Annotated in this window: 19 protein-coding genes; 11 read left to right on the top strand and 8 right to left on the bottom strand. The window is 71.7% G+C overall.

What is annotated here, in order from left to right:
* Positions 1–75: 75 nt before the first annotated feature.
* Both BGO91_RS20200 and BGO91_RS20205 read left to right on the top strand, forming a co-directional pair.
* A complete protein-coding gene (locus tag BGO91_RS20200; protein WP_290474532.1) occupies positions 76–1,977 on the top strand; it encodes an FAD-binding monooxygenase in 1,902 nt (633 codons plus the stop codon).
* A gap of 75 nt (positions 1,978–2,052) precedes the next feature.
* Entirely contained in the window at positions 2,053–2,229 is a 177-nt protein-coding gene (locus BGO91_RS20205) for a hypothetical protein (protein WP_290474533.1), read from the top strand.
* Here the strand turns inward: BGO91_RS20205 and BGO91_RS20210 are convergent.
* Positions 2,196–4,184 carry a cellulose binding domain-containing protein gene (locus BGO91_RS20210; protein WP_290474534.1) on the bottom strand — a complete coding sequence of 663 codons (1,989 nt, stop codon included), beginning with the start codon at positions 4,182–4,184 and terminating at the stop codon, positions 2,196–2,198. The two genes, BGO91_RS20205 and BGO91_RS20210, sit on opposite strands and share 34 nt — an antisense overlap.
* Positions 4,185–4,333: 149 nt before the next feature.
* Here BGO91_RS20210 and BGO91_RS20215 point away from each other — a divergent pair, with 149 nt between their 5' ends.
* Positions 4,334–4,867 carry a hypothetical protein gene (locus BGO91_RS20215; protein ID WP_290474535.1) on the top strand — a complete coding sequence of 178 codons (534 nt, stop codon included), beginning with the start codon at positions 4,334–4,336 and terminating at the stop codon, positions 4,865–4,867.
* A gap of 9 nt (positions 4,868–4,876) precedes the next feature.
* Here BGO91_RS20215 and BGO91_RS20220 read toward each other — a convergent pair whose 3' ends face one another.
* Entirely contained in the window at positions 4,877–5,542 is a 666-nt protein-coding gene (locus tag BGO91_RS20220) for a GntR family transcriptional regulator (protein WP_290474536.1), read from the bottom strand.
* Positions 5,543–5,673: 131 nt separating this feature from the next.
* Between BGO91_RS20220 and BGO91_RS20225 the strand changes: the two genes are divergently transcribed.
* Positions 5,674–7,062, top strand: coding sequence for an MFS transporter (locus tag BGO91_RS20225; RefSeq protein WP_290474537.1), 1,389 nt, complete (start codon positions 5,674–5,676; stop codon positions 7,060–7,062).
* 77 nt (positions 7,063–7,139) lie between these two features.
* Here BGO91_RS20225 and BGO91_RS20230 read toward each other — a convergent pair whose 3' ends face one another.
* Both BGO91_RS20230 and BGO91_RS20235 read right to left on the bottom strand, forming a co-directional pair.
* Entirely contained in the window at positions 7,140–8,798 is a 1,659-nt protein-coding gene (locus BGO91_RS20230; RefSeq protein ID WP_290474538.1) for a thiamine pyrophosphate-binding protein, read from the bottom strand.
* Positions 8,799–9,014: 216 nt separating this feature from the next.
* Positions 9,015–10,070, bottom strand: coding sequence for a LacI family DNA-binding transcriptional regulator (locus tag BGO91_RS20235; protein WP_290474539.1), 1,056 nt, complete (start codon positions 10,068–10,070; stop codon positions 9,015–9,017).
* A 143-nt stretch (positions 10,071–10,213) separates the two neighbouring features.
* Between BGO91_RS20235 and BGO91_RS20240 the strand changes: the two genes are divergently transcribed.
* The 4 genes from BGO91_RS20240 (at position 10,214) to BGO91_RS20255 (ending at position 15,353) form a co-directional block, all read left to right on the top strand.
* Positions 10,214–11,146, top strand: a complete 933-nt coding sequence (locus BGO91_RS20240; RefSeq protein WP_290474540.1) for a carbohydrate ABC transporter permease — start codon at positions 10,214–10,216, stop codon at positions 11,144–11,146.
* On the top strand, positions 11,146–12,087 hold the full coding sequence (locus BGO91_RS20245) for a carbohydrate ABC transporter permease (protein WP_290474541.1): 942 nt from the start codon (positions 11,146–11,148) through the stop codon (positions 12,085–12,087). The genes BGO91_RS20240 and BGO91_RS20245 overlap by 1 nt, the downstream gene beginning before the upstream one ends.
* A gap of 71 nt (positions 12,088–12,158) precedes the next feature.
* Positions 12,159–13,508 carry a sugar ABC transporter substrate-binding protein gene (locus tag BGO91_RS20250; RefSeq protein ID WP_290474542.1) on the top strand — a complete coding sequence of 450 codons (1,350 nt, stop codon included), beginning with the start codon at positions 12,159–12,161 and terminating at the stop codon, positions 13,506–13,508.
* 72 nt (positions 13,509–13,580) lie between these two features.
* A complete protein-coding gene (locus tag BGO91_RS20255) occupies positions 13,581–15,353 on the top strand; it encodes a beta-galactosidase family protein (protein WP_290474543.1) in 1,773 nt (590 codons plus the stop codon).
* Here BGO91_RS20255 and BGO91_RS20260 read toward each other — a convergent pair whose 3' ends face one another.
* Together BGO91_RS20260 and BGO91_RS20265 are read right to left on the bottom strand one after the other, a co-directional pair.
* Complete coding sequence (locus BGO91_RS20260; RefSeq protein ID WP_290474544.1) at positions 15,354–15,773, bottom strand: PLD nuclease N-terminal domain-containing protein; 420 nt, start codon at positions 15,771–15,773, stop codon at positions 15,354–15,356.
* Between the two features lie 50 nt (positions 15,774–15,823).
* Positions 15,824–17,380 (bottom strand): carboxylesterase/lipase family protein, encoded by a 1,557-nt coding sequence (locus BGO91_RS20265; RefSeq protein WP_290474545.1) that lies wholly within the window; start codon positions 17,378–17,380, stop codon positions 15,824–15,826.
* Positions 17,381–17,572: 192 nt separating this feature from the next.
* Here BGO91_RS20265 and BGO91_RS20270 point away from each other — a divergent pair, with 192 nt between their 5' ends.
* Entirely contained in the window at positions 17,573–18,388 is an 816-nt protein-coding gene (locus BGO91_RS20270; RefSeq protein ID WP_290474546.1) for a DUF4190 domain-containing protein, read from the top strand.
* 57 nt (positions 18,389–18,445) lie between these two features.
* Here BGO91_RS20270 and BGO91_RS20275 read toward each other — a convergent pair whose 3' ends face one another.
* Positions 18,446–19,909, bottom strand: coding sequence for a citrate:proton symporter (locus tag BGO91_RS20275; RefSeq protein WP_290474547.1), 1,464 nt, complete (start codon positions 19,907–19,909; stop codon positions 18,446–18,448).
* Between the two features lie 187 nt (positions 19,910–20,096).
* Here BGO91_RS20275 and BGO91_RS20280 point away from each other — a divergent pair, with 187 nt between their 5' ends.
* Both BGO91_RS20280 and BGO91_RS20285 read left to right on the top strand, forming a co-directional pair.
* Positions 20,097–21,755 carry a sensor histidine kinase gene (locus BGO91_RS20280; protein WP_290474548.1) on the top strand — a complete coding sequence of 553 codons (1,659 nt, stop codon included), beginning with the start codon at positions 20,097–20,099 and terminating at the stop codon, positions 21,753–21,755.
* The gene (locus BGO91_RS20285; RefSeq protein ID WP_290474549.1) at positions 21,752–22,411 is read left to right on the top strand and encodes a response regulator; all 660 of its coding nucleotides are present in this window, start codon (positions 21,752–21,754) and stop codon (positions 22,409–22,411) included. The genes BGO91_RS20280 and BGO91_RS20285 overlap by 4 nt, the downstream gene beginning before the upstream one ends.
* Here BGO91_RS20285 and BGO91_RS20290 read toward each other — a convergent pair.
* Positions 22,395–22,724 (bottom strand): YciI family protein, encoded by a 330-nt coding sequence (locus BGO91_RS20290; RefSeq protein WP_290474550.1) that lies wholly within the window; start codon positions 22,722–22,724, stop codon positions 22,395–22,397. The genes BGO91_RS20285 and BGO91_RS20290 overlap by 17 nt on opposite strands.
* Positions 22,725–22,823: the final 99 nt, after the last annotated feature.

The raw sequence follows: 22,823 nt of genomic DNA on the forward strand, positions 1-22,823 counted from the left end.
ATGATCAGTGTGCGATATCAGAACCCGCTGTTCGATAATCGAACACCGCACCCCACAGCGAAGTGAGGAGAACCCGTGCAGTTCCACCACCACGGCTACGTGTCCGGAGACCCGCGAGTGCAGCCCGCGGCCGGGACGGGCATCGACCGGCCCGACGAGCTGCCCGACGAGGTCGACGTGCTCATCGTCGGCACCGGCCCCGCCGGCATGATCACCGCGGCGCAGCTCTCGCAGTTCCCGGGCGTCACGACCCGCATCGTCGAGCGCCGCCCCGGCCGCCTCGCGATCGGACAGGCCGACGGGATCCAGGCGCGCAGTGTCGAGACCTTCGACGCCTTCGGCTTCGCCGAGCGGATCATCTCGGAGGCGTACCGGATCACCGAGATGGCGTTCTGGAAGCCGGACCCGGCCGATCCCTCGCGCATCCACCGCGCCGCCCGCGCCGTGGACGACCCCACCGGTGTCAGCGAGTGGCCCCACCTCATCGTCAACCAGGCGCGCGTGCTGGACTACTTCGCCGAGTACATGGCGAACGCCCCCGCGCGGATGCACCCCGACTACGGCTACGAGTTCGCCGGGCTCACCGTGGACGACGATGCCGAGCACCCCGTGAGCGTGCGCCTCGTGCGCACCGCGGGAGAGCACGAGGGCGAGGAGCGGGTCGTCCGGGCGAAGTACGTGCTGGGCGCCGACGGCGCGCGCAGCAAGGTGCGCGAGTCCATCGGCTGCACGCTCGCCGGCGATCAGGCGAACCACGCCTGGGGTGTGATGGACGTGCTCGCCGTCACCGACTTCCCGGACATCCGCACGAAGTGCTCGATCCAGTCGGAGGCGGGCAACATCCTCCTCATCCCGCGCGAGGGCGGTCACCTGTTCCGGATGTACGTGGACCTCGGCGAGGTCAGGGAGGGCGACAACGGCGCGGTGCGGGCGACGACGATCGAGCAGATCATCGCAAAGGCCAACGAGATCCTGCACCCCTACGTGCTCGACGTGAAGAACGTCGCCTGGCACAGCGTCTACGAGGTCGGCCATCGGCTGACCGACCGGTTCGACGACGTGGTCGCCGAAGACCTGGGCACCCGCACCCCGCGCGTGTTCATCGCCGGCGACGCCTGCCACACGCACAGCGCCAAGGCCGGCCAGGGCATGAACGTCTCGATGCAGGACGGCTTCAACCTCGGCTGGAAGCTCGGGCACGTGCTCGACGGCCGGAGCCCCGAGAGCCTGCTCGCGACCTACTCGGCGGAGCGTCAGGTGATCGCCCAGAACCTCATCGACTTCGACCGCGAGTGGTCCTCGCTCATGGCGGCCAAGCCGGAGGAGCTCGGCGACCCCACGGAGCTGGAGGACTTCTACGTGCGCACGGCGGAGTTCCCGGCCGGCTTCATGACGCAGTACCCGCCCAGCCTCCTCGTCGGCGAACCGGCGCACCAGGAGCTCGCGAGCGGGTTCCCCCTGGGCAAGCGCTTCAAGTCCCCGATGGCGACGCGGGTGTGCGACGGCAACCCCGTGCACCTCGGCCATCACGCCAAGGCGGACGGCCGCTGGCGGATCTACGTGTTCGCCGACGCGGCGCGGCCGGGGGAGTCCGCCGTGGTCGCCCAGTTGGCTGACTGGCTGGAGCACGCACCGACGTCTCCGATCGTCGTCTCCACCCCGGAGGGCGCCGACCTCGATGCGCACTTCGACGTGAAGATCGTCTACCAGCAGCCGCACACCGAGGTGGATCTCGGCGCCGTGCCGTCGGTGTTCCGTCCGCGGGTGGGGCCGTTCGCGCTGATCGACCAGGAGAAGGTCTACGCGGCGGATCCGGCCGACGACGTGTTCGAGGCGCGCGGCATCGATCGCGGCGGTGCGATCGTCGTGGTGCGCCCCGATCAGTACGTCGCCGACGTGCTCCCGCTGGCGGCGACGGAGGCGCTCGCCGGGTTCTTCATGCCGATTCTCGGGGTGCGCAGCACGGCCGGGGTCTGACACCCGGGCGCTCGATTCTGAAACCTACCGTTCTCCCCGTAGGGTGGACACCGTTGTCCACCCGGGGGAGGGTTCGTGAGTCACAAGCGTGCGACCGTCGTCGTCGCCATCATCCTGGCGCTCGTCGCGATCGCCCTCGTCGGATTCGGGACCTGGGCGGTGCTGAACGGTGAGACCGGCGCCGGGCACGGCACCGGTCCCACCGTGATCGGCGCGGGTCAGCGCGCGGCCGCGACGAACGCCTTCGAGTAGGACCACCGGGCCGCCGACGTCCCGGTGCACATGTACGCCGGGATGCCGCCGGTGCAGGGCTGGTCGCGGGTGAGCTCCCACCAGCCGAGGCCCGCGAGACCGTTCGCCTTCGCGTACGCCGCGACCGTCGTGGCGTTCGCGAGGGTGAAGACCTCGCCCGTGTCGTTGGCCCCGATCATCGGGGTCACGGAGACGAGCGCGCGCCGCTGCGCGTCGGAGAGGCCGGCGAAGGCGCTCACCGTCTTCAACTGCGTGGCGGTCGCGGTGGCCGCGTCGATCGCGGCCTTCGCCATGTCGGTCACGCCCGTGCCGTAGTCCATCGTCATGAGGTTCACCGCGGAGAGCTGGACGCCGGCCGCGGTGAACTCGCGGATCGTGCGCAGACCGCTGTCGAGCAGCCCGTACGGCATGACCGGGAGGGTGAGGGTGACCTCCAGCGGATGCCCGGCGGCCGCGCGCTGCTTCTGGAGGGCGGCCACGGCCGTCGCCCGCCGCTGGTTCGCCGCGGAGTCCGAGACGTCGGCGCCCTCGATGTCGAAGTCCACCCGGTCGAGGCCGAAGCGGGTGACGACCGTCGTGTACGCGGCGAGGACCTTCGCCGGATCGGTGCAGACCCGCGCGAGCTCGTCGTTCACGGCGCCTCCGAACGAGGCGACGACCCGACCGCCCGCCGCCTGGAACGCGGCGATGTTCGGCTGGAAGTCCTGGCTGCCGCCGATCGCGTAGGCGGTGTAGCCGGCCCAGGTGGGGGAGCAGGCGCTGCTGCGGTCGGCCACGACGAACGCGGCCGTCACGGCGGAGACGCCGCTCGCCCGGCTGAAGGCGGTGAGGTCGGCGGTCGGCCAGAGGCCCAGGTCGACGTAGGGGGCGACGACGAGAGGGCCGGACGGGGCCGGGATGGTGGGGGTCGGGGTCGGGGTCGGGGTCGGGGTCGGCGTGGGCGTCGGGGTGGGCGTGGGCTCGGGGGTGCTGGTCGAGCCGTTGATCGTGCAGGGGAGGTCGGCGCCGACGACGCGGCACGCCGTCGGGACGAGACCGGCGCCTGCCGCCTTGTTCGACGTCAGCCCGAAGGAGACCTCGCCGCCGGCGGGGAGGGACGTCGCGTACGAGGGCGCCGCCACGGTGAAACCGTCCGGAGCGGCGCCGGCCGTGCCGTCCCAGAGACTCACCACGGTGGTGCCGGTGGTGAACGACAGCCGCCACGGGTTGAGCGCCGTGCCCGACGTGTTGCGCACGCGCACGGCGGACTGGAACCCGGCCGTCCACTCGGACGTGGTGCTCCAGGTGACCTGGAGGCCGGCGCTGGTGGGCGTCGGCGTCGGCGTGGGGGTCGGCGTGGGCGTCAGGGTTGGCGTCGGCGTCGGCGTGGGGGTCGGCGTGGGCGTCGTCGTGACGGTCGGCGTCGGCGTCGGAGTCGGGGTGGGGGCGGTCGGTCCGGACGTGCTGCCGCCACCGACCGGGCCGCCGTTCACCGAGCACGGCACCGACGTGCCGGCGGGCAGCCCCACGATGGTGCAGCCGGTGGGCACGATCGCCGCCGCTCCGGCCTTCGTGGCGGTCAGCCCGAAGTTCGTCTTCGCGCCCGGGGTCAGGGTCGTGGCCCAGGACGGTGCCCCCACGGTGAGCGTGCCCGCCTCCGACGGCTGCTGCACCGCCGACCAGATGCTCACCAGGGTGTGCGGGAAGGTGAAGCGCACCTGCCAGGGCGACAGTTTCGTCGTCGAGCCGTTGGCGACATCCACCGACGCCTGGAATCCCGTCGTCCACGAGTTGGTGGTGGTCCAGGTCACGTCCACGCGATCGGCGGCGGCGCTCGCCGCGGTGGAGGCGACGGCACCGCCGACGACGAGCGCGGCGGTGAGGAGCGCCGCCGCGAGGGCGGACCGCCGGCGGCGGGGCGAGTCGGCGGAGCGCGCGTCGGTGGGGCCGGAGTCGGTGCGGGGGGAGTCGATCACGGGGAACCTCCACTCGGTGACGGCCGATGCCGTCCCTGCCGACTATCGGCGGCTCACACGGGATGGTCAGTGCGCCGAGACGGGGAATGGTTCGCCGCCTCGGCGGATTCGCGTGCAGTCTGTGCCGCCTCGCGGGGAAGAATGAGGGGATGGACGGCGTGTTTCTCAACGGGACGGTCGGCGTCGGCAAGACGACGGTCGCGGACGCGATCAGCGCGCTCGAGCCCGCGCCGCACGCGGTGATCGACCTCGACGCGGTGCGACGCCTGCATCCCGCGCCCGCGAGCGATGTGTTCAACCACGAATTGGAGCTCCGCAACCTCCGCGCGCTCGCGGCGAACTACCGGGCGGCGGGCGCGCGCCGCTTCATCCTGGCCGGGGTGATCGAGGAGGCTGCGGAGGTGGCGCGCTACACCGCCGCGCTGGAGGCCGACGGGATGCTGGTCTGCCGGCTCGTCGCCGATCCCGCGGTCGTCGAGCGGCGGCTGCGGGCGCGTCACTCCGCCGATCCCGAGGGTCTCGACTGGCACCTCCACCGCGCGGGTGAACTCGCAGCGATCCTGGACGCCGCCGCGCTCGACGGCCTGGTCGTCGACGCGACGGACGCGGCACCGGACGAGATCGCGCGACGCGTTCGCGCGGCGGCCGGCTGGGACGGTCCGCCTCCCCGAGGCGGCGAATAGTCCGCGTGCTCAGGCGGAGGTGTGCTCGTGCTCCAGGTAGGCGTCGAGGGTGGCCGAGCGATGGCGGCGCGCGGCGGACTCGATCTCGTCGAGCGGCGCGCCCGACTCGATGAGCCCGACGATGCCTTCGTGCTCGCGCACGGACTCCTGGGCGCGGCCGGGCACGAAGGCGAAGGTGGAGTTGCGGAGGTTGCCCAGGCGTCCCCACTCGGCGTTCACGAGGTCGAGGAGGCGGGCGTTGGGGCAGGGGGCGTAGAGCGTCGCGTGGAACTCGTGGTTGAGCGCCGTGAACGCGCCGGGATCGAAGTGGTCGAGGCTCGCGACCATCCGGTCGTTGATGTCGCGGGCGCGCCGCAGGTCGTCCGCCGTGAGGGCGCGGGCCGCCAGCGCCGTCGCCGACCCTTCCAGGATGGCCAGGGTCTGCATGCTGAACGCGTACTGCGACTCGTCCACCATCGAGACGCGCGCGCCGACGTTGCGCTCGAAGGTGACGAGCCCCTCCGCCTCGAGCTGGCGCAGCGCCTCCCGCACCGGGACGACGCTCATGTCGAGCTCGGCGGCGATCGAACCGAGCACCAGCCGGTAGCCGGGGGTGTACTCGCGTCGAGCGATCTTCGCCTTGACCCAGTCGTACGCGGCCCGCGATTTGCTCTGCGTCTTCTCGTCCGTCGCCATCGAAAGGCGATCATATATCCGAGTGTGCTGCGGGCTCGAAATATCCGAAATCGTATCATATACTATCGTGATCCCCTTCCGAGCCTCGCTGCTCGGTGCTGACGATGACGTCGATCGAAGGAGAACCCCGCATGAGCACGTCGCAGCCCCGCCCGCCCGCCACCTTCACCCCGACCGGGAGCTTCGCGGCCCGGACGGATCGCCGGAGGGTCGTCTTCGCCACCGTGGTCGGCACCACGGTCGAGTGGTACGACTTCTTCATCTACGCGTCGGCCGCCGCCCTGGTCTTCGGCCAGCTGTTCTTCGAGCCGGCAGGACCGCAGTTCGCGACCATCCTGTCGTTCCTCACCGTGGGCGTCAGCTTCCTGTTCCGCCCGCTCGGCGCCTTCGTCGCCGGGCACCTGGGCGACAAGTACGGGCGCCGGTTCGTGCTGATGATCACCCTCATCCTCATGGGCGCCACGACCGCGCTCGTCGGCCTTCTTCCGACGTACGCCGCCATCGGCATCGCGGCTCCGATCCTGCTCGTGCTCCTGCGCATCGTGCAGGGCATCTCGGCCGGCGGCGAGTGGGGAGGGGCGGTGCTGATGGCCGTCGAGCACGCGCCGACCGCGCGCCGCGGCCTTTTCGGGGCGTCGCCGCAGATCGGCGTGCCGCTCGGCCTCCTGCTCGCGTCGGGCACGATGGCGCTCATGGCAGTGATCGCACCGGGCGACGCCTTCCTCGCGTGGGGCTGGCGCGTGCCGTTCCTGCTGTCGATCGTGCTCATCCTGATCGGCTACTACGTGCGCCGGCGGGTCGAGGAGAGCCCGGTCTTCCTCGAGATCGCCCAGCGCAAGGAGCAGACCCGCACCCCGATCGTGCAACTGTTCCGCAAGCACGCGCTGCTCGTGGTGATCGCCGCCCTGATCTTCGCCGGCAACAACGCGGTGGGGTACATGACCACCGGCGGCTACATCCAGAACTACGCCACGAACCCGGACGGGCCGATCGCGCTCGATCGCGGCCCCGTGCTCTGGGCGGTCGCCGGATCGGCGGTCACCTGGCTGCTCTCCACCTGGTACGCGGGGAGGTTGAGCGACCGCATCGGGCGCCGCACGACCTACATCGCGGGCTGGATCCTGCAGCTCGTCGGCGTGTTCTCGCTCTTCCCGCTGGTGAACACCGGCAGCGTGTGGCTGCTGTTCCTCGGCATCGCGGTGCTGACGATCGGGCTCGGCTTCACCTACGGCCCGCAGGCCGCGTACTACGCCGAGCTCTTCCCGGCATCGGTGCGCTTCTCGGGGGTGTCGATCTCGTACGCGATCGGCGCCATCCTGGGCGGGGCGTTCGCACCGACGATCGCGACGGCGCTGGTGCAGGCCACCGGGTCGACGTTCGCCGTGACGCTCTACCTGGCCGGGATGACGGTGATCGGGCTGATCGCGACCCTGCTGCTGCGCGACCGCACCGGCATCCCGCTCGGGCCGGACAACGAGGCCGCGCAGGCGCGCTCGCCGATCTACGGCGCCCGCGGCTGAGGCCGTCCGCACGCGAGGTTCACGACGTGGCGCCTATTCCGCAGGGAATGGGCGCCACGTCGTGAACCCCTGCGGGGCTAGCTGTTCACGCGGTAGATCTCCTGCTGGTACGGCGCGACGACCGTGGGGGAGATGCGCAGGTCGAGGAGCAGGAACGGCCGCTCGTCCGCCGGGCGCGCGGCCCACTCCGCGAGCACCGCGAGGTCGTCGAGGGTGCGGACGATCGCGGCCTCGGCGCCGACCGCGCGGGCGAGCCCGGAGAAGTCGACGGTCGGGATGAGCATGGGCGCCTGCGCGAGGCCCTTGCGGCCGTAGACGTGCACCTCCGCTCCGTACGCGGCGTCGTTCCAGACGACGGCCAGGCCGTGACCTCGCGCGACGCGCACGGCGGACTCCAGATCGGCGAGGGCCATCAGCCCGCCGCCGTCGCCGGTGGTCAGTACGACGGTCGACTCGGGATGCGCGACCGCCGCACCCGGGACGCTGGGGAAGCCCAGGCCGATCGACTGATAGGCGGTGCCGACCATGATCATCCGGTCGGGGGAGGCCACCGGCCAGTACATGTTCGCCCAGCCGATGAAATGGCCGCCGTCGGAGACGACGACGCGATCCTCCGGCAGCAGCTCGCCGATGCGCGCGGCGGCGGCGCGGGGGTCGAGCAGGCCGTCGTCGGCGAGCCCGTCCGCCCGGCCGAGCTCGCGTGCGCGCAGCGCGCCGACGTCCACCGACTCCCGCCAGCCCGACGGGCGGCCGCCGCGCTCGCGCAGCTCGGCGACCAGCGCCTCCGCCACCACCCGCGCGTCCCCGCGCAGGTAGCTGCCGACGTACGGGTGCGTCGCGGCGGCGGCGACGTCCACCTGCACGATGCGGGTGCCCGGCGCGAACAGCTCGCCGAACCGCATCGTGAACTGGTTGAGGGAGGCGCCGAAGACCACGGCGACGTCGGCCTCCCGGAGGAGCTCCATCGCGCCGTCCGCGCCGAACCCGCCGGTCACGCCGAGGTCGTAGCGGTCGTCGGGGAAGACGCCGCGACCCAGCGCCGTCGACGCGGTGATCGCGCCGGTCGCCTCGGCCAGGGCGCCCAGGGCTTCGCTCGCACCGGCGATCCAGGCGCCGCGTCCCGCGAGGAGGAGCGGTCGCTCCGCCCGCGCGAGGGCATCGGCCGCCGCCCGCACCGCGCCGGCGGCGAACGGTCCCGCCGGGGCGAGCGGAGCGGGCAGCACGGGCTGGGGCGCGGCCGGGATCGGCCCCGCCTCGCGGGTCGCGATGTCGTAGGGGATCGCCAGGACCGTCGGCACGCGATAGGTCAGCGCGTGCTCGACCGCGATCATGGTGGTCGCCGCCGCATCCGCCCGGCCCACCGTGTAGGTGCGGGCGCCGACCGCCGACGCGAGGGCGATCTGGTCGACGCCCCACGGCCGCGGGCCCGACGTGGGCTCGTCGCCGACCAGCAGGATGAGCGGGATGCGCGCCTGCACGGCCTCGGCCAGCGCGGTCAGCGTGTTCGTGAAGCCCGCGCCGTAGGTGGCGGTCGCCGCGGCGAGGCCGCCGGACGCCCGGTGGAAGGCATCGGCGGCGACCACCGCGCCGCCCTCGTGCCGCATCGCGGTGTACGGGACGGCGCCTTGGCGCTCCAGCGCGTCGAGGACGTAGGCGTTGCCGTTGCCCATCACCCCGAAGACGTGCTGGACGTGGGCGGCGAGGGTGGCGGCGACGTGGGCGGACACGGAGGGCATGGCGGAGCCTTTCGAGACAGGACGGATGGTGAGCTTCCGTATGTGTCTCGCGCGCGCATCCCCGCGCGCGCCTCGTGCCCTTTTTTCGAGCACCGACGGGAGGGCCCGCCGGACTCTCGCAGTATAGCGAGCGGAGCGCTCCGCGAGACGTGAGTAGACGCGGGTGATGCGGTCTCCGCACCCGCGTCTACTCACGTCTCGCGAGAAGCGGGCGGGCTAGTGCGGGGCGGGGCCCGTGCTCGCGCGCACGACCAGGCGGGTCGGGACGACGGTGGAGGTGACCGGCTCGGGCCGGCCCTCGATCTCGGCGATGAGCAGCTCGACCGCGCGGCGGCCGGTGGCCTCGAACTCCTGGTGGATGGTCGTGAGCGGCGGCCAGAACGAGTCGGACTCGGCCATGTCGTCGAAGCCGACGACGCTCACGTCGGCCGGGACGCGCCGGCCGGCCTCGTGCAGCGCACGCAGCACCCCGAGCGCCATGCGGTCGTTGGCGGCGAAGACGGCGGTGACCTCGGGGCGCTCGGCGATCGCGAGGCCGTGCTCGTAGCCGGCGGCCGTCGACCAGTCGCCGTGCAGGACCTCCGGCACGGGCGCGCCCGCGGCCTCCAGCGTCTCGCGCCAGGCCTCCTCGCGGCGGCCGGCGGAATACGACTCGGTGGGGCCGGAGATGTGCCACACGGTCTCGTGGCCCAGGGACAGGAGGTGCTCGGTCGCGAGGCGTGCGCCGAGCGCCTGGTCGTTGTCGACCTGCGGGTAGTCGGGGCGCTGCGTGGAGTCGATGACGACGACCGAGAGGCCCTCGGGCAGCTCCACGTCGGCGCCGTCGACGATGTGGGCCTCGATGACGATGATGATGCCGTCGACGGCCTGCTCCAGGAGGCGCGAGAAGGCGATGCTGACGTCCTTCTGCGTGGGCCGCTCGACCGGGACGACGGTGATCGAGTACCCGGCGGTCGCCGCGTTGACGGCGATGGCGTCGAGCGTGCGCATGTTGCCGTACGACGAGAGGGTGAACATCACGACGCCGAGGTTGCGGAAGCGGCCGGAGCGGAGGGCGCGCGCCGCGTGGTTCGGGCGGTAGCCGAGGGCGTGCATGGAGGCGAGCACGCGCTCCCGGGTGGCGGCCTCGACATTGGTGAGGCCGTTGGCCACGCGCGACACGGTCTGCGTCGAGACGCCGGCGTGCGCGGCGACGTCGCCGAGGGAGGGGCCCCGCTTGCGCCGGCCGCGCGGCGCGGTGCCGGGTGCGGGCTCGGCGATCGACTCGGTCATAGCTCCCCATTCTGCTGAACCCGCACGGTCCGCGCGGAGATGCGCATCGGACTTGCACGATGTTGACGTCAACATGTTAGGGTATGCCCGCGGATGTTGACGTAAACATCCGCGCATCGCCCCCGAACCATCCAAGGAAGGCCATGACAACGACGTCTCTCACGCCGCCGGCCACCCGGCAGGCCGTCTCCCCGAATCCCCGCAAGCGCCGCGCGCGTCGCGACTGGCGCGGCTGGGCCTTCGTCGCCCCGTTCCTGGTCGTCTTCGCCGCGATGATCATCGCGCCGGTGCTCTACGCGATCTACCTCAGCCTGTTCCGGCAGCAGCTCATCGGCGGCAACGCCTTCGTCGGCCTCGGCAACTACATCGCGGTGTTCCAGGATGCGAAGTTCTGGGAGTCGCTCGGCCGCGTGTCGGTCTTCCTCGTCATCCAGGTGCCGATCATGCTCGCGATCTCGCTGATCGCCGCGCTGGCCCTCGACAGTGCGCGCCTGCACGGCTCCGGCTTCTTCCGCATCGCCCTCTTCCTCCCCTACGCGGTGCCCGGCGTCGTCGCCGCCCTCATCTGGGGCTTCATCTACGGCGACCAGTTCGGCCTGACCGCGAGCGTCAACCAGCTGCTCGGCACCAGCCTCGCGCCGCTCAGCGGGTCGTGGATCCTCGGCTCGATCGGCAACATCGTCACCTGGGAGTTCATGGGCTACAACATGCTCATCTTCTACGCGGCCCTCCGCGTCATCCCGGGCGAGCTGTACGAGGCGGCCGAGATCGACGGCGCCGGCGCGTTCCGCCAGGTGTGGAGCATCAAGATCCCCGCCGTGCGCGGTGCGATCGTGATCGCCACGATCTTCTCGATCATCGGCAGCTTCCAGCTCTTCAACGAGCCGAACCTCCTGAAGGTGATCGCCCCGAACGCGATCAGCAGCTACTTCACCCCGAACATGTACGCCTACAACCTGTCCTTCGCCGGGCAGCAGTTCAACTACGCGGCCACGGTGGCGATCGTGATGGGAGTGATCACCGCGGTGATCGCCTACGTGGTCCAGCTCCGCGGCTCCCGCAAGGAGGTCCGCTGATGGCCACGCTCACCGACATCGCCCCCACCCGCGCCGACCGTGCGGCCGTCCGCAAGGCGGACCGCCGGGCAGCGAAGTCCTTCTCCACCGGAGGACGCCGCCCCCGCCGCTCCATCGTGCTCACGATCGTGATGGTGCTCTTCACGGTCTACTCGCTGGTGCCGCTCGCCTGGCTGCTCGTCAACGCGACGAAGACCCAGCCCGACCTGTTCTCGTCGTTCGGCCTCTGGTTCGGGAAGGACTTCAACCTCTTCCAGAACATCGCGGACACGCTGACCTACCGCGACGGCATCTTCCTCAAGTGGCTGGGCAACACCCTCCTCTACGTGGTGGTGGGCGCGGGAGGGGCGACCCTGCTCGCCACGGTCGCCGGCTACGGCCTGGCGAAATTCAACTTCCCCGGCAAGCGCGCGGTGTTCGCCATCGTGCTCGGCGCGATCGCGGTCCCCGGCACGGCGCTGGCGGTGCCGACGTTCCTCATGTTCAGCCAGGTCGGCCTGACGAACACGCCGTGGGCCGTCATCCTGCCCTCGCTCGTCAGCCCGTTCGGCCTGTACCTCGTCTGGACGTACGCGACCGAGGCCATCCCGACCGAGCTGCTGGAGGCGGCCAGGATGGACGGCGCGAGCGAGTTCCGCACCTTCTTCACCATCTCGCTGCGGCTCCTCGCACCGGGCGTCGTCACCGTCGCCCTCTTCGCGATCGTGGCGACCTGGAACAACTACTTCCTGCCGCTCATCATGCTGAGCGATCCGACCTGGTACCCCCTCACGGTCGGCCTCAGCCAGTGGAGCGCGCAGGCGACCGGGGTCGCGGCACAACCGATCTACAACCTGGTCATCACCGGATCGCTGCTCACGATCGTCCCGATCGTCATCGCGTTCCTCTTCCTGCAGCGCTTCTGGCAGTCGGGCCTCGCCGCCGGCAGCGTCAAGCAGTGACCCATCGCTCCTCCCTCGCACCACCGCATCACCGCATCACCCTGAATCCCAATGAAGTGAAAGGAACACCCATGAAGCGCATCCTGCGTTCACGGTCGCTCCGGCGGGTCGCCACGGCGATCGTCGCCACGGCCGTCGTCGGCGCCTCGCTCGCCGCGTGCTCGTCGGGCTCCGGCTCCGACTCGTCCGGGAGCGGCTCCGACGTCGACGCCGCCCTCAAGGCGGGCGGCGAGATCACGTACTGGTCGTGGACCCCCTCGGCGGAGGCCCAGGTCGCCGCCTTCGAGAAGCAGTACCCGAAGGTCAAGGTCAAGCTGGTCAACGCCGGCACCAACACCACCGAGTACACCAAGCTGCAGAACGCGATCAAGGCCGGCTCCGGCGCCCCCGACGTCGCCCAGGTCGAGTACTACGCCATCCCGCAGTTCGCCCTCTCCGACTCCCTCGTCGACCTGACCCAGTTCGGCTTCGACAAGCTCAAGAGCGACTACACGGCCGGCCCGTGGAGCTCGGTGAACGTCGGCGGCAAGCTCGTCGGCCTCCCGCAGGACTCGGGCCCCATGGCGATGTTCTACAACAAGACCGTCTTCGACAAGTACGGCATCGCCGTGCCGACCACCTGGGACGAGTACACGGCGGCAGCGGAGAAGCTGCACGCCGCGGACCCGAACGCCTACATCACCAGCGACTCGGGTGACTCCGGCTTCACCACCAGCATGATCTGGCAGGCCGGCGGCCGTCCGTTCAGCGTCGACGGCACCAAGGTGACCGTCAACCTGCAGGACGAGGGCACCAAGAAGTGGACCGCCACCTGGAACAAGCTGGTCGAGGGCAAGCTGCTCTCCTCCGTTCCCGGCTGGAGCGACGAGTGGTACAAGGCGCTCGGCAACGGCTCGATCGCGACCCTGATCACCGGCGCGTGGATGCCCGGCACCCTCGAGTCGTCGGTCACCGAGGCGTCCGGCCAGTGGCGCGTCGCGCCCATCCCGACGTACGACGGCAAGCCCGCCAACGCAGAGAACGGCGGCGGCGGCCAGGTCGTGCTGAAGCAGAGCAAGAACCAGGCGCTCGCGGCCGGCTTCCTCAAGTGGCTGAACAACGACGAGTCGAGCATCAAGGTCTTCCTGAAGTCGGGCGGCTTCCCGTCGACCACCAAGGACCTCAGCTCCGACGCGTTCCTCTCCGACGCCCCCGAGTACTTCGGCGGCCAGAAGATCAACGAGGTGCTCGCCGACGGCGCGAAGAACGTGTCGACCGGTTGGCAGTACCTGCCTTACCAGGTCTACGCGAACAGCATCTACGCCGACTCGGTCGGCCAGTCCTACGCGTCGAACAGCGACCTGAACACGGGCCTGAAGGCCTGGCAGCAGTCGATCGTCGACTACGGCAACAAGCAGGGCTTCACCGTCACCGGCAAGTGACCGCCCCGCGTGGCCGGTCGCTCACCGCGGCCGGCCACGCGTCTGCACCGATCCACCAGGAGAACCCACCTCATGACCACGTTCGAGATCGCGGGCGACGACTTCGTCCTCGACGGCGAGCCGTACCGCATCCTCTCGGGAGCGATCCACTACTTCCGCGTGCACCCGGACGACTGGGCGGACCGCATCCGCAAGGCCCGGCTCATGGGGCTGAACACCATCGAGACGTACGTCCCGTGGAACGCGCACGAGCCGCAGCCCGGCGCGTTCTCCGCCGAGGGCGCGCTCGACCTCGCCCGCTTCCTGCGGACGATCCAGGAGGAGGGGATGCACGCCATCGTGCGCCCCGGCCCCTACATCTGCGCCGAGTGGGACAACGGCGGCCTGCCCGCCTGGCTCTTCACCGACCCGTCGGTCGGCATCCGCCGCTCGGAGCCGGTATTCGTCGCCGCCGTCACTGCGTTCCTGGAGCGCGTGCTCGCTATCGTCGAGCCGTTCCAGGTCCACCGGGGCGGCCCCGTGCTGCTCGTGCAGGTCGAGAACGAGTACGGCGCCTACGGCGACGACAAGGAGTACCTGCGCCACCTCGTCGAGGTGTTCCGCGGCGCCGGCATCACCGTGCCGCTGACGACCGTGGACCAGCCGCAGCCCGACATGCTCGAGAACGGCTCGCTGCCGGAGCTGCTGAAGACCGCCTCCTTCGGCTCCCGCTCGACGGAGCGCCTCGCCACCCTGCGCGAGCACCAGCCGACCGGGCCGCTCATGTGCTCGGAGTTCTGGGACGGCTGGTTCGACCACTGGGGCGCGCACCACCACACGACGCCGGTGGAGCAGTCCGCCGCCGACCTGGACGACCTGCTCGCCCTCGGCGCGTCCGTCAACATCTACATGTTCCACGGCGGCACCAACTTCGGCTTCACCAACGGGGCCAACGACAAGGGCGTGTACCAGCCCATCGTCACCAGCTACGACTACGACGCCCCGCTCGACGAGGCCGGCGAGCCGACCGAGAAGTTCTGGGCGTTCCGGGACGTCATCGCGAAGCACGCGCCGGTGCCGGTGGAGGAGCCCGTCGTGGCCGCCTCCGCTCCCGCGTTCTCGCAGGCCTTCGAGTCTGCCGTCCCGCTCTTCGCGGTCGCCGGCCAGCTGGGGGAGTGGGCGCACACCGACGACGTCTCCACCTTCGACGAGCTCGGCCACTACTCGGGATTCGGGCTGTACCGCACCGAGATCGACACCCAGGAGCCGGCCGTGCTGGAGTTCGGGGAGGTGCGCGACCGCGCGTACGTCTTCGTCGGCTCCACCCGCGTCGGCGTGCTCGCGCGCGACCACCACGACCGCGCGATCACCCTCTCGCCGAGCCGCGGCACCCTGACGGTGCTCGTGGAGGACCAGGGCCGCGTCGACTACGGGCCGCGCATCGGCGAGTCCAAAGGACTCATCGGTCCGGTGCACCTGAACGGCGAGGAGCTGCAGCGCTGGAGCGTGCTGCCGCTGCGCCTGCCGTCCCTGGTCGCCGTGCGCGCGGCGCTGGACGCCTCCGTGGCCGCCGGCGACCCCGCCCCCGAACGCCTGGCCGGCCCGGTCTTCGCCCGCGCCTCCTTCGAGGTGGAGGAGCCGGGGACCTTGTTCCTCGACACCACCGGCCTCGGCAAGGGCGTGGCCTGGATCAACGGTTTCAACCTCGGCCGCTACTGGACCCGCGGGCCGCAGGAGACCCTCCACGTGCCCGGACCGGTGGTCCGCGCCGGGCACAACGAGCTGATCATCCTGGAGCTGGAATCGGCCGCCGATGCGACGGCCGAGTTCGTGGCCGAGCCACGGCTGGGTCACACCGACTTCTGATCACGCGGGCTCGCCGTCGTCGCCGCGGCGGCGGCGGAGCTCCGTCTCGAGCTCGGCGATGCGCCGGGCGATGCGGTCCTCCTCGATCTCGCGCTCGAGGGCGGCCAGCTGCTCCTCGGTGCTGAGCGGGGCGCCGGGGTGGCGCGGCGCGGGAGCTGCCGGAGGCGCTGCGGGCGATGCGGTGGGGGATTCGCGCACCACCACGGTCCGTCCGGTCCGACCCTCGGCGGTGCCGCCGTCGGCGGGCTCGGGCCGGCGTCCGATCAAGAACCAGAGGCCGGCGCCGATCAGCGGCAGCACGATCACGAGGAACAGCCAGACCGCCTTCGGAGCCAGGCGCACGAGCGCCGGGTCGCGCGACAGGATGTCGTAGAGCGACATCGCCGTGATCACGAGCACGGCCAGGAACACCAGCACCATGCCCCGAGTCTAGGGGTGGCGTGCCTGCTGGGCCGCTGCGGAGGCCGCCCTCAGCGGAAGGACAGCACGACGTCGCCCCACGCCCGCCGGAGCGGCCCGTCGAGGTCCGGGGCCACCCGGTCCTGCGCGTCGATGACGAGGGTGGCGCGGTCGGCGTCGGTGTACGCGGGCCAGTCGTCGCCGGGCGTTCCGTCGCGCGCGAAGTCGGTCCAGCGGCGGATCATCCGAGCGGAGAGCGCGGCGCCGGCGCGCCGGCCGCCCAGCTTGAACGTCGGGTCCGTGGGGCCGAGCCCCAGCACGCCCCAGACGTACGGCAGCTCCGTGCCGTGGGCCGCGCCGATGCCGACCAGCCGCAGGGCCGGCGTCGTGAAGTCGAACCGGTAGAGGTACGTGGGGGCGACGCGGGAGTGCCCGGACGCCGTCCAGACGGCCGGCATCCGGAATCCGATGTCGGTCGCTATGTCGAGCCCGCGCGACTTCGCCCGGCCGCGGCGGTAGGCGGTGAGCACCTGGTCGCGGCTCGGCGCGCGCAGTCCCGGGTTGTCCTCGAGCATGAGCGCGAACATCCGCTCGATCGCGTCCCGCGTGATCGGGATGAGCGGCGACTTCATGTACTTGAAGAGGGTTGCCTCGTCGTGGTTCGTGCCGATGAGCAGGGGGACCGGGTGGCCGCGCCCCTCGCTCAGCACGGTGATCGGGTGCTCGGGCACCAGCTCGCCGTCGACGATCGGCGCGAACGCCAGGGTGCCCGGGATGCTGCTCGGCACGTCGTTGTAGACCGCGGCGGCGGCGTCGACGATCCGGTCGACGGGCAGGCGGCGCAGCACGGCGGCGGCGTCCGCGTGCTCGACTCCGGCCGCCGCGAGGAAGCGGTCGGCGACCGCCCGTGCCCGTGCGGGGCCGTACATCGAGCTCGCCGGCGAGCTCTCCGCGATGGCGGCCTGGAACAGCCCGGCGGCCGCGGGGGTCGCGAGCAGGGTGGTCACGAGGCCGGCGCCGGCGGACTCGCCGAAGACGGTGACGCGGGAGGGGTCGCCCCCGAAGGCGGCGACGTTGTCGCGCACCCACTCCAGGGCGAGCAGCACGTCCCGCAGCGCGAGGTTGGAGTCGAAGACCTGCTCCGGGGTCGAGAACGACGTGAGGTCGAGGAAGCCGAGCGCACCGATCCGGTAGTTGATCGTCACGACGACCGCGTCGCCCGTGGTGGCGAGTCCGGCGGCGTCGAAGAGCGGCTGGCTGGCAGCGCCGTAGGTGTACGCGCCGCCGTGGATCCAGACCATGACGGGCTTGCCCGCGCCGCCGCCGTTCGGCCGCCAGACGTTGAGGAAGAGGCAGTCCTCGTCGAGCTCGGCGTCCGGGCCGAGCGAGATGCCGGGGTTGAGCTGCTGCGGGGCGGCCGCACCGAACGCCGTCGCGTCGGCCACGCCCTCCCACGGCTCGGCCGCCACGGGAGCGCGCCAGCGGCGGGCGGCGATCGGCGGCTGGGCGTAGCGGATGCCCTTCCAGACGCTCGCGCGCTCGCCGGCGACGCCGCGGACCGCGCCCGTGCGGATGCGGACGACGGCCTCGGCGGCCGTGCCGGTACCGGTGGTCTCGTGACCGCTCATCTGTCCCTCCCCGACGCAGGCGGCCGTGCCGGGCCGCCTGCGGGAGTCTCGCAGAAAACGGCCGCGGCCTTCGACGGCGCGCCGCCCGGGGTTTCGGGGAAGGGCCCCTTCTCCGTAGACTCGGAAGGCCGTGCCGGGGGTCACGTCATCCTCGGCGGTCCGTGCGTCCCATTCACCAGAAGCGAGACTCCCTTGACGACGACCCCTCCCGAACCGAACGACGCCCAGCCGAACCCGGCTCCCGACGCCCCGCAGCAGCCGGCCGAGCAGCCGGCTCCCGCGTACGCGGCCGCGCCCGCTCCCGGCTACGCCGCTGCACCGCCCGCGCCCCCCGCGGCTGGTGGCCCCGGCGTCCCGCCGTACCAGCCGTACCAGGCGCCGGCGCCGTCGAGCGGCACGACCAACGTGCTCGCCATCGTCGCCTTCGTCGCGTCGTTCTTCGTGAACATCGTCGGCATCGTCTGCGGCCACATCGCCCTCAGCCAGATCAAGCGCACGGGCGAGAAGGGCCGCGGCTTCGCGCTGGCCGGCCTCATCATCGGCTACGTCAGCGTCGCGATCACGATCGCCAGCATCGTCTTCGTCATCATCGCCTCCGTGGCCAGCGGCCTCGCCGTGGCCAACGCGGTGCGCAACCTGCCGACCGACGTGCCGAGCGACTCGTCCAGCGACGCCGCGCTCACCGTCGACTGCGCGCGGCTCGACGCCGCGGCCAGCAGCCTCATCCCGGTGCTCAACGAGCAGATCCCGAACCTCGCCACCGACCCGGCCACGGCGCAGGCGCAGATCGTGGCCGCGTTCGACGCGTTCACGGCCTCGACCTCGGACCTGAGCGACCCGGACCTGGCGAGCGAGGTGGACGCGTTCAACGCGGACGTCGAGACCCTCAAGGCCGACCTGAACACCTACGTCGCGACGCCGGAGGCCGACCGCGACTCCACGCTGCTCGAGTCGGACGTCGACACGATCAGCGACCAGTTCGACACGCTCGGCTCGTACTGCGGTTGACCCCGCCGGACGAGCAGGAGGGCCGGGCGTCGTCGTGACGCCCGGCCCTCCGTCGTCTCAGCCGAAGGGCACCGCTCCCAGCAGGACGCCGACCGCGAGCATGACCAGCGAGACCAGGAGCGCCCGCCACAGCACCTTCTTGTGGTGGTCGCCGAGGTTGACGCCGGCGAGGGAGACCAGCAGCAGGATGGCGGGCACGAGAGGGCTCTGCAGGTGGACGGGCTGTCCGATGATCGACGCCCGCGCCATCTCGACGGGGCTGATCCCGTAGGTCGCCGCGGTCTCGGACAGGATCGGGAGGATGCCGTAGTAGAAGGCGTCGTTCGACATGAAGAACGTCATCGGGATCGACAGGAGGCCGGTGATGACGGCGAGGAACGGGCCCATCGACGCGGGGACGATGTCGACGACCCAGTTCGCCATCGCCGTGACCATGCCGGTGCCGTTGAGGACGCCGACCAGCACGCCGGCGGCGAGCACCATCGAGACCACGCCGACGATGCTGGGGGCGTGCGCCACGATCTCGTCGGCCTGGGAGCGGAGCTTCGGGAAGTTCACGATCAGGGCGACGGCCGAGCCGACCATGAAGATGTAGGCGAGCGGCAGGACGTCGATCACCAGCAGCACCATCACGACGAGCGTGAGGACGAGGTTCACCCAGATCAGACGCGGGCGCAGGGTGGCGCGTCCCGGGTCGAGCGCGGTGCCCGCGAGCGTCTCCGCCGGGGCGTCGACGGTCGCCGTCGCGGCGCCTCCGCGGACCGTGACGATGCCGCGCGTGTCGACCGAGCCGCGCGCTCCCGGAGCCGCCTGCGCGCCGCGGACCAGACGGCCGCCCTGGAACAGCGCGAACCGGCGCCGCGGTTCTCCGCCGCGCTCCGTCGCGAACGGCTCGGAGAGCGCCAGGCTGCCGACGCGGTTGCGCTCGCGCACGCCCAGCACCCACACCAGGGCGAAGGCCACGACGAGCCCGACGGCGAGCGACGGGAGCATGGGGACGAAGATGTCCGTCGGCGAGACCTTGAGCGCGGCGGCGGCCCGGGCGGTCGGACCGCCCCACGGGACGATGTTCAGCGTGCCGTTGACCAGCCCGGCCACGCAGGTGAGGACCACGGGGCTCATGCCCAGCCGGAGGTAGATCGGGAGCATGGCGGACGTCGTGATGATGAAGGTGGTCGACCCGTCGCCGTCGAGCGAGACGGCCCCCGCGAGGAGCGCCGTGCCCAGGACCACCTTGGCCGGGTCGTCGCCGAGGAAGCGCACGATGAAGCGGATCAGCGGATCGAACAGGCCGACGTCGATCATGATGCCGAAGAACATGATCGCGAACATGAGCAGGGCCGCGGTCGGCGCGAGGTCTTTGAGGGCATCGACGATCATGTCGCCGAGGCCCAGACCGGCGCCGGCGAACAGGCCGAAGACCGTGGGGACGATGATGAGGGCGACCATCGGCGTCAGCCGTTTGGTCATGATGAGGGCCATGAAGGCGAGGATCATGGTGAATCCGAGGATGACGAGCACGTCGACTCCTTCGTCGAGTGGGATGGACTTCCCCACACGGTAGGGATCGCCGCGCGCGGGGTCGCGGTATCGCGCATTCCTCGGCGATATGCGCGATCAGCAGGTTCTGCGCGTTCTGCTCATTCGCCGTGCGGGAGCCGGTCCGCCTACGCTGGTCCGGACGACGGAGACAGGAGGGAGGCGCCGCGTGCGGTTCGCCAGCCAGGTCCTCCTCCTGCAGGTCGCCACGGTCTCCGCCGTCGTCGCCGTGTGCGCCGGGGCGTTCACGTGGCTGGGCGTCCTGCAGCTGCGCCAGGAGGCCGAGGCCTCCGCCCTCGCCATCGCCCGCACGGTCGCCGAGGACTCCGACGTCCGGTCGGCCGTCGCGCGCTACAGCGCGGACCCGGGCACCCCCGACGCCTCGGCGCTGGCGACGGGTCCGCTCCGGCCGCTCGCCGAGCAGGTCCGCGCACGCACGGGCGCGCTCTTCGTCGTGATCACCGACGACCACGGCATCCGGCTCGCGCATCCGGACGCCGGCCGGCTGGGCGAGCAGGTCAGCACGAGCTTCGCCGACGCGCTGGCCGGTCGCGAGTCGGTGGCGTGGGAATCCGGCACGCTGGGGGAGTCCGCGCGGGCCAAGGTGCCGGTGCGGGACGTCGACGGCGGCGACCCGGTCGGGGAGGTGAGCGTCGGTTTCGCGAGCGCGAGCGTCTTCGGCAGCCTGCCCGGGCTGCTCACGGCGATCGGGGCGGCCTCGGCGGGTGCGCTCGCGATCGGCGTCGGCGCCTCGTGGCTGCTCCGGCGACGGCTGACGCGGGTGACGCTCGGACTGCAGCCGGAGGAGTTCGCCGCCCTCGTCCAGGACCGCGCCGCCGTGCTCGACGGCGTCGGCGAAGGCGTCCTGGCGGTCACCGCGGACGGGGTGGTCAGCGTCTGCAACGGGCGCGCCGCCGAGCTGCTCGGCGTGAGCGGCGCCGCTCACGCGCTGGTCGGGCTGCCGATCGCCGAGCTGGGCGTGCATCCCGGGGTCGCCGCGGTCCTGGTCGTGGGCGCACCGGTGGTGGGCGAGACCTTCGTCGTCGGCGGGCGCGTGCTCTACGTCGACCTCCGCCGGGTGGAGCGCGACGGTCGCGACCTCGGCGCGGTGGCCGTCATCCGCGATCGAACCGACCTCGTCTCGCTCACGGAGCGGCTGGACGCCGTGGCGTCGATGACGAACGCGCTCCGCGCCCAGCGGCACGAGTTCGCGAACCGGCTGCACGTCATCGCCGGACTGATCGATTCGGACCGCACGGAGGCCGCGCGGGCCTTCGTCGGCGACGTGGTCGCGCGCGGGCCGCTGAAGTTCCCGATCGAGCACGCCGACCGGCTGCAGGAGCCGTACCTCCAGGCGCTGCTGGGGGCGAAGGGGGTCGAGGCCGCCGAGCGCGGCGTGCTGCTCTCGCTGGGCCCCGAGACGCTCATCCTGGGCGCGGTCGCCGACGCGGAGGACGTCGCCGCCGTCATCGGCAACCTCGTCGACAACGCGGTGCGCGCGGCGGTCGAGGGCGACGAGCCGCGCTGGGTGGAGGTGGAGCTACTGGACGACGCGGACACGCTCTATGCGACGGTCAGCGACTCGGGACGCGGCCTGCGCCCGGCTCCGGACGGCGCGACCGGTGAGGCGGACAGCGTGGCCCTCGGCGCCGACGCGGTGCACGGGCACGGGTTCGGCCTGCCGCTCAGCCGCGACATCGCCCGACGACGGGGCGGCGACGTGTGGGTCGTCGATTCCGGTGGGGGCGGGCACGGTGCGGTCTTCTGTGCCCGGCTGCCCGGCACGATCGTCGCGGCCGCCTCCTCGACGAGCGGCGGTCCGGGATGATCCCCGACATCCGGGTGCTGGTGGTGGACGACGATTTCCGCGTCGCCGGGCTGCACCGCGACATCGTGGCCGCGCGCCGCGGGTTCTCGGCGCTCAACCCCGTCGTCTCCGCGCGGGCGGCGCGCACCGCCGTCCGCGACCTCGCCCCCGATCTCGTCCTGCTCGACGTCTACCTGCCCGACGGCGACGGCCTCGACCTGCTGGCGGAGCTCGACGTCGACACGTTCGTCATCAGCGCCGCGACGGACGGCTCGACCGTGCGCAGAGCGCTCCGGCGCGGGGCGCTCGCGTACCTGATCAAGCCCTTCGACGCCCGGCTGCTCGAGGAGCGGCTCGACGCGTACCAGCGGTACCGCAACGTCCTGGCGGACGACCGCGGAGCCGATCAGGAGGCCGTCGAGCGGGCGCTGCGCATCCTCCACTCCGGTGACGCGGTCGCCACCGGCTCGCGGTCCGCGACGGAGCACCGGGTGCTCGCCGAACTGCGCGACGGCGAGCGGACGGCCACGGACGTGGCCGCGGCCGTCGGCGTCTCCCGTGCCACGGCGCAGCGCTATCTCGCTGCGCTCGCGGCACGGGGACTGGCCGAGGTCTCGCTGCAGTACGGCGCGACCGGACGACCGGAGCACCGCTACCGCATCACTCCCAGGTCATGAACGGTCGCAGCTCCAGCTGGCCGTTCCGCGCCATCGGGTGCCGGGCGGCGACCTCGACGGCCTCCTCCATGGAGTCGCACTCGAGCACGTCGAAGCCGCAGATCCACTCCTTCGACTCCGCGAACGGGCCGTCGGTCACGTAGCGCTTGCCGCCGCGCACCCGCACGACCTTCGACTCCGCCGGCGGCTCCAGGGCATCGCCGATGACGCGCGTTCCGGAGGCGTCGTACTGGTCGACCCACAGCTCCACATCGGAGTCGTCCTGCGGGCTGTCGGGGGTGTTCGAGGTCACCACGAACATCATGTACTTCATCGTCCTGTCCTTTCGATCGGGGACGTTCACACCCGGAGGTCGAACGGGCGTCCGCTCGGTCGACATTCTGCCGTTACGATTCCAGGAGCACGAGAGGAG

Source organism: Leifsonia sp. 71-9, from assembly GCF_001898805.1.
GTDB lineage: Bacteria > Actinomycetota > Actinomycetes > Actinomycetales > Microbacteriaceae > Leifsonia.

Excerpts from the sequence above, each read along its gene's own strand:
- BGO91_RS20260 (WP_290474544.1), bottom strand. The coding sequence starts at position 15,773 with ATGGTGCTGGTGTTCCTGGCCGTGCTCGTGATCACGGCGATGTCGCTC.
- BGO91_RS20245 (WP_290474541.1), top strand. The coding sequence starts at position 11,146 with ATGGCCACGCTCACCGACATCGCCCCCACCCGCGCCGACCGTGCGGCC.
- BGO91_RS20235 (WP_290474539.1), bottom strand. The coding sequence starts at position 10,070 with ATGACCGAGTCGATCGCCGAGCCCGCACCCGGCACCGCGCCGCGCGGC.
- BGO91_RS20265 (WP_290474545.1), bottom strand. The coding sequence starts at position 17,380 with ATGAGCGGTCACGAGACCACCGGTACCGGCACGGCCGCCGAGGCCGTC.
- BGO91_RS20240 (WP_290474540.1), top strand. The coding sequence starts at position 10,214 with ATGACAACGACGTCTCTCACGCCGCCGGCCACCCGGCAGGCCGTCTCC.
- BGO91_RS20230 (WP_290474538.1), bottom strand. The coding sequence starts at position 8,798 with ATGCCCTCCGTGTCCGCCCACGTCGCCGCCACCCTCGCCGCCCACGTC.
- BGO91_RS20220 (WP_290474536.1), bottom strand. The coding sequence starts at position 5,542 with ATGGCGACGGACGAGAAGACGCAGAGCAAATCGCGGGCCGCGTACGAC.
- BGO91_RS20290 (WP_290474550.1), bottom strand. The coding sequence starts at position 22,724 with ATGAAGTACATGATGTTCGTGGTGACCTCGAACACCCCCGACAGCCCG.
- BGO91_RS20225 (WP_290474537.1), top strand. The coding sequence starts at position 5,674 with ATGAGCACGTCGCAGCCCCGCCCGCCCGCCACCTTCACCCCGACCGGG.
- BGO91_RS20255 (WP_290474543.1), top strand. The coding sequence starts at position 13,581 with ATGACCACGTTCGAGATCGCGGGCGACGACTTCGTCCTCGACGGCGAG.
- BGO91_RS20250 (WP_290474542.1), top strand. The coding sequence starts at position 12,159 with ATGAAGCGCATCCTGCGTTCACGGTCGCTCCGGCGGGTCGCCACGGCG.
- BGO91_RS20285 (WP_290474549.1), top strand. The coding sequence starts at position 21,752 with ATGATCCCCGACATCCGGGTGCTGGTGGTGGACGACGATTTCCGCGTC.
- BGO91_RS20215 (WP_290474535.1), top strand. The coding sequence starts at position 4,334 with ATGGACGGCGTGTTTCTCAACGGGACGGTCGGCGTCGGCAAGACGACG.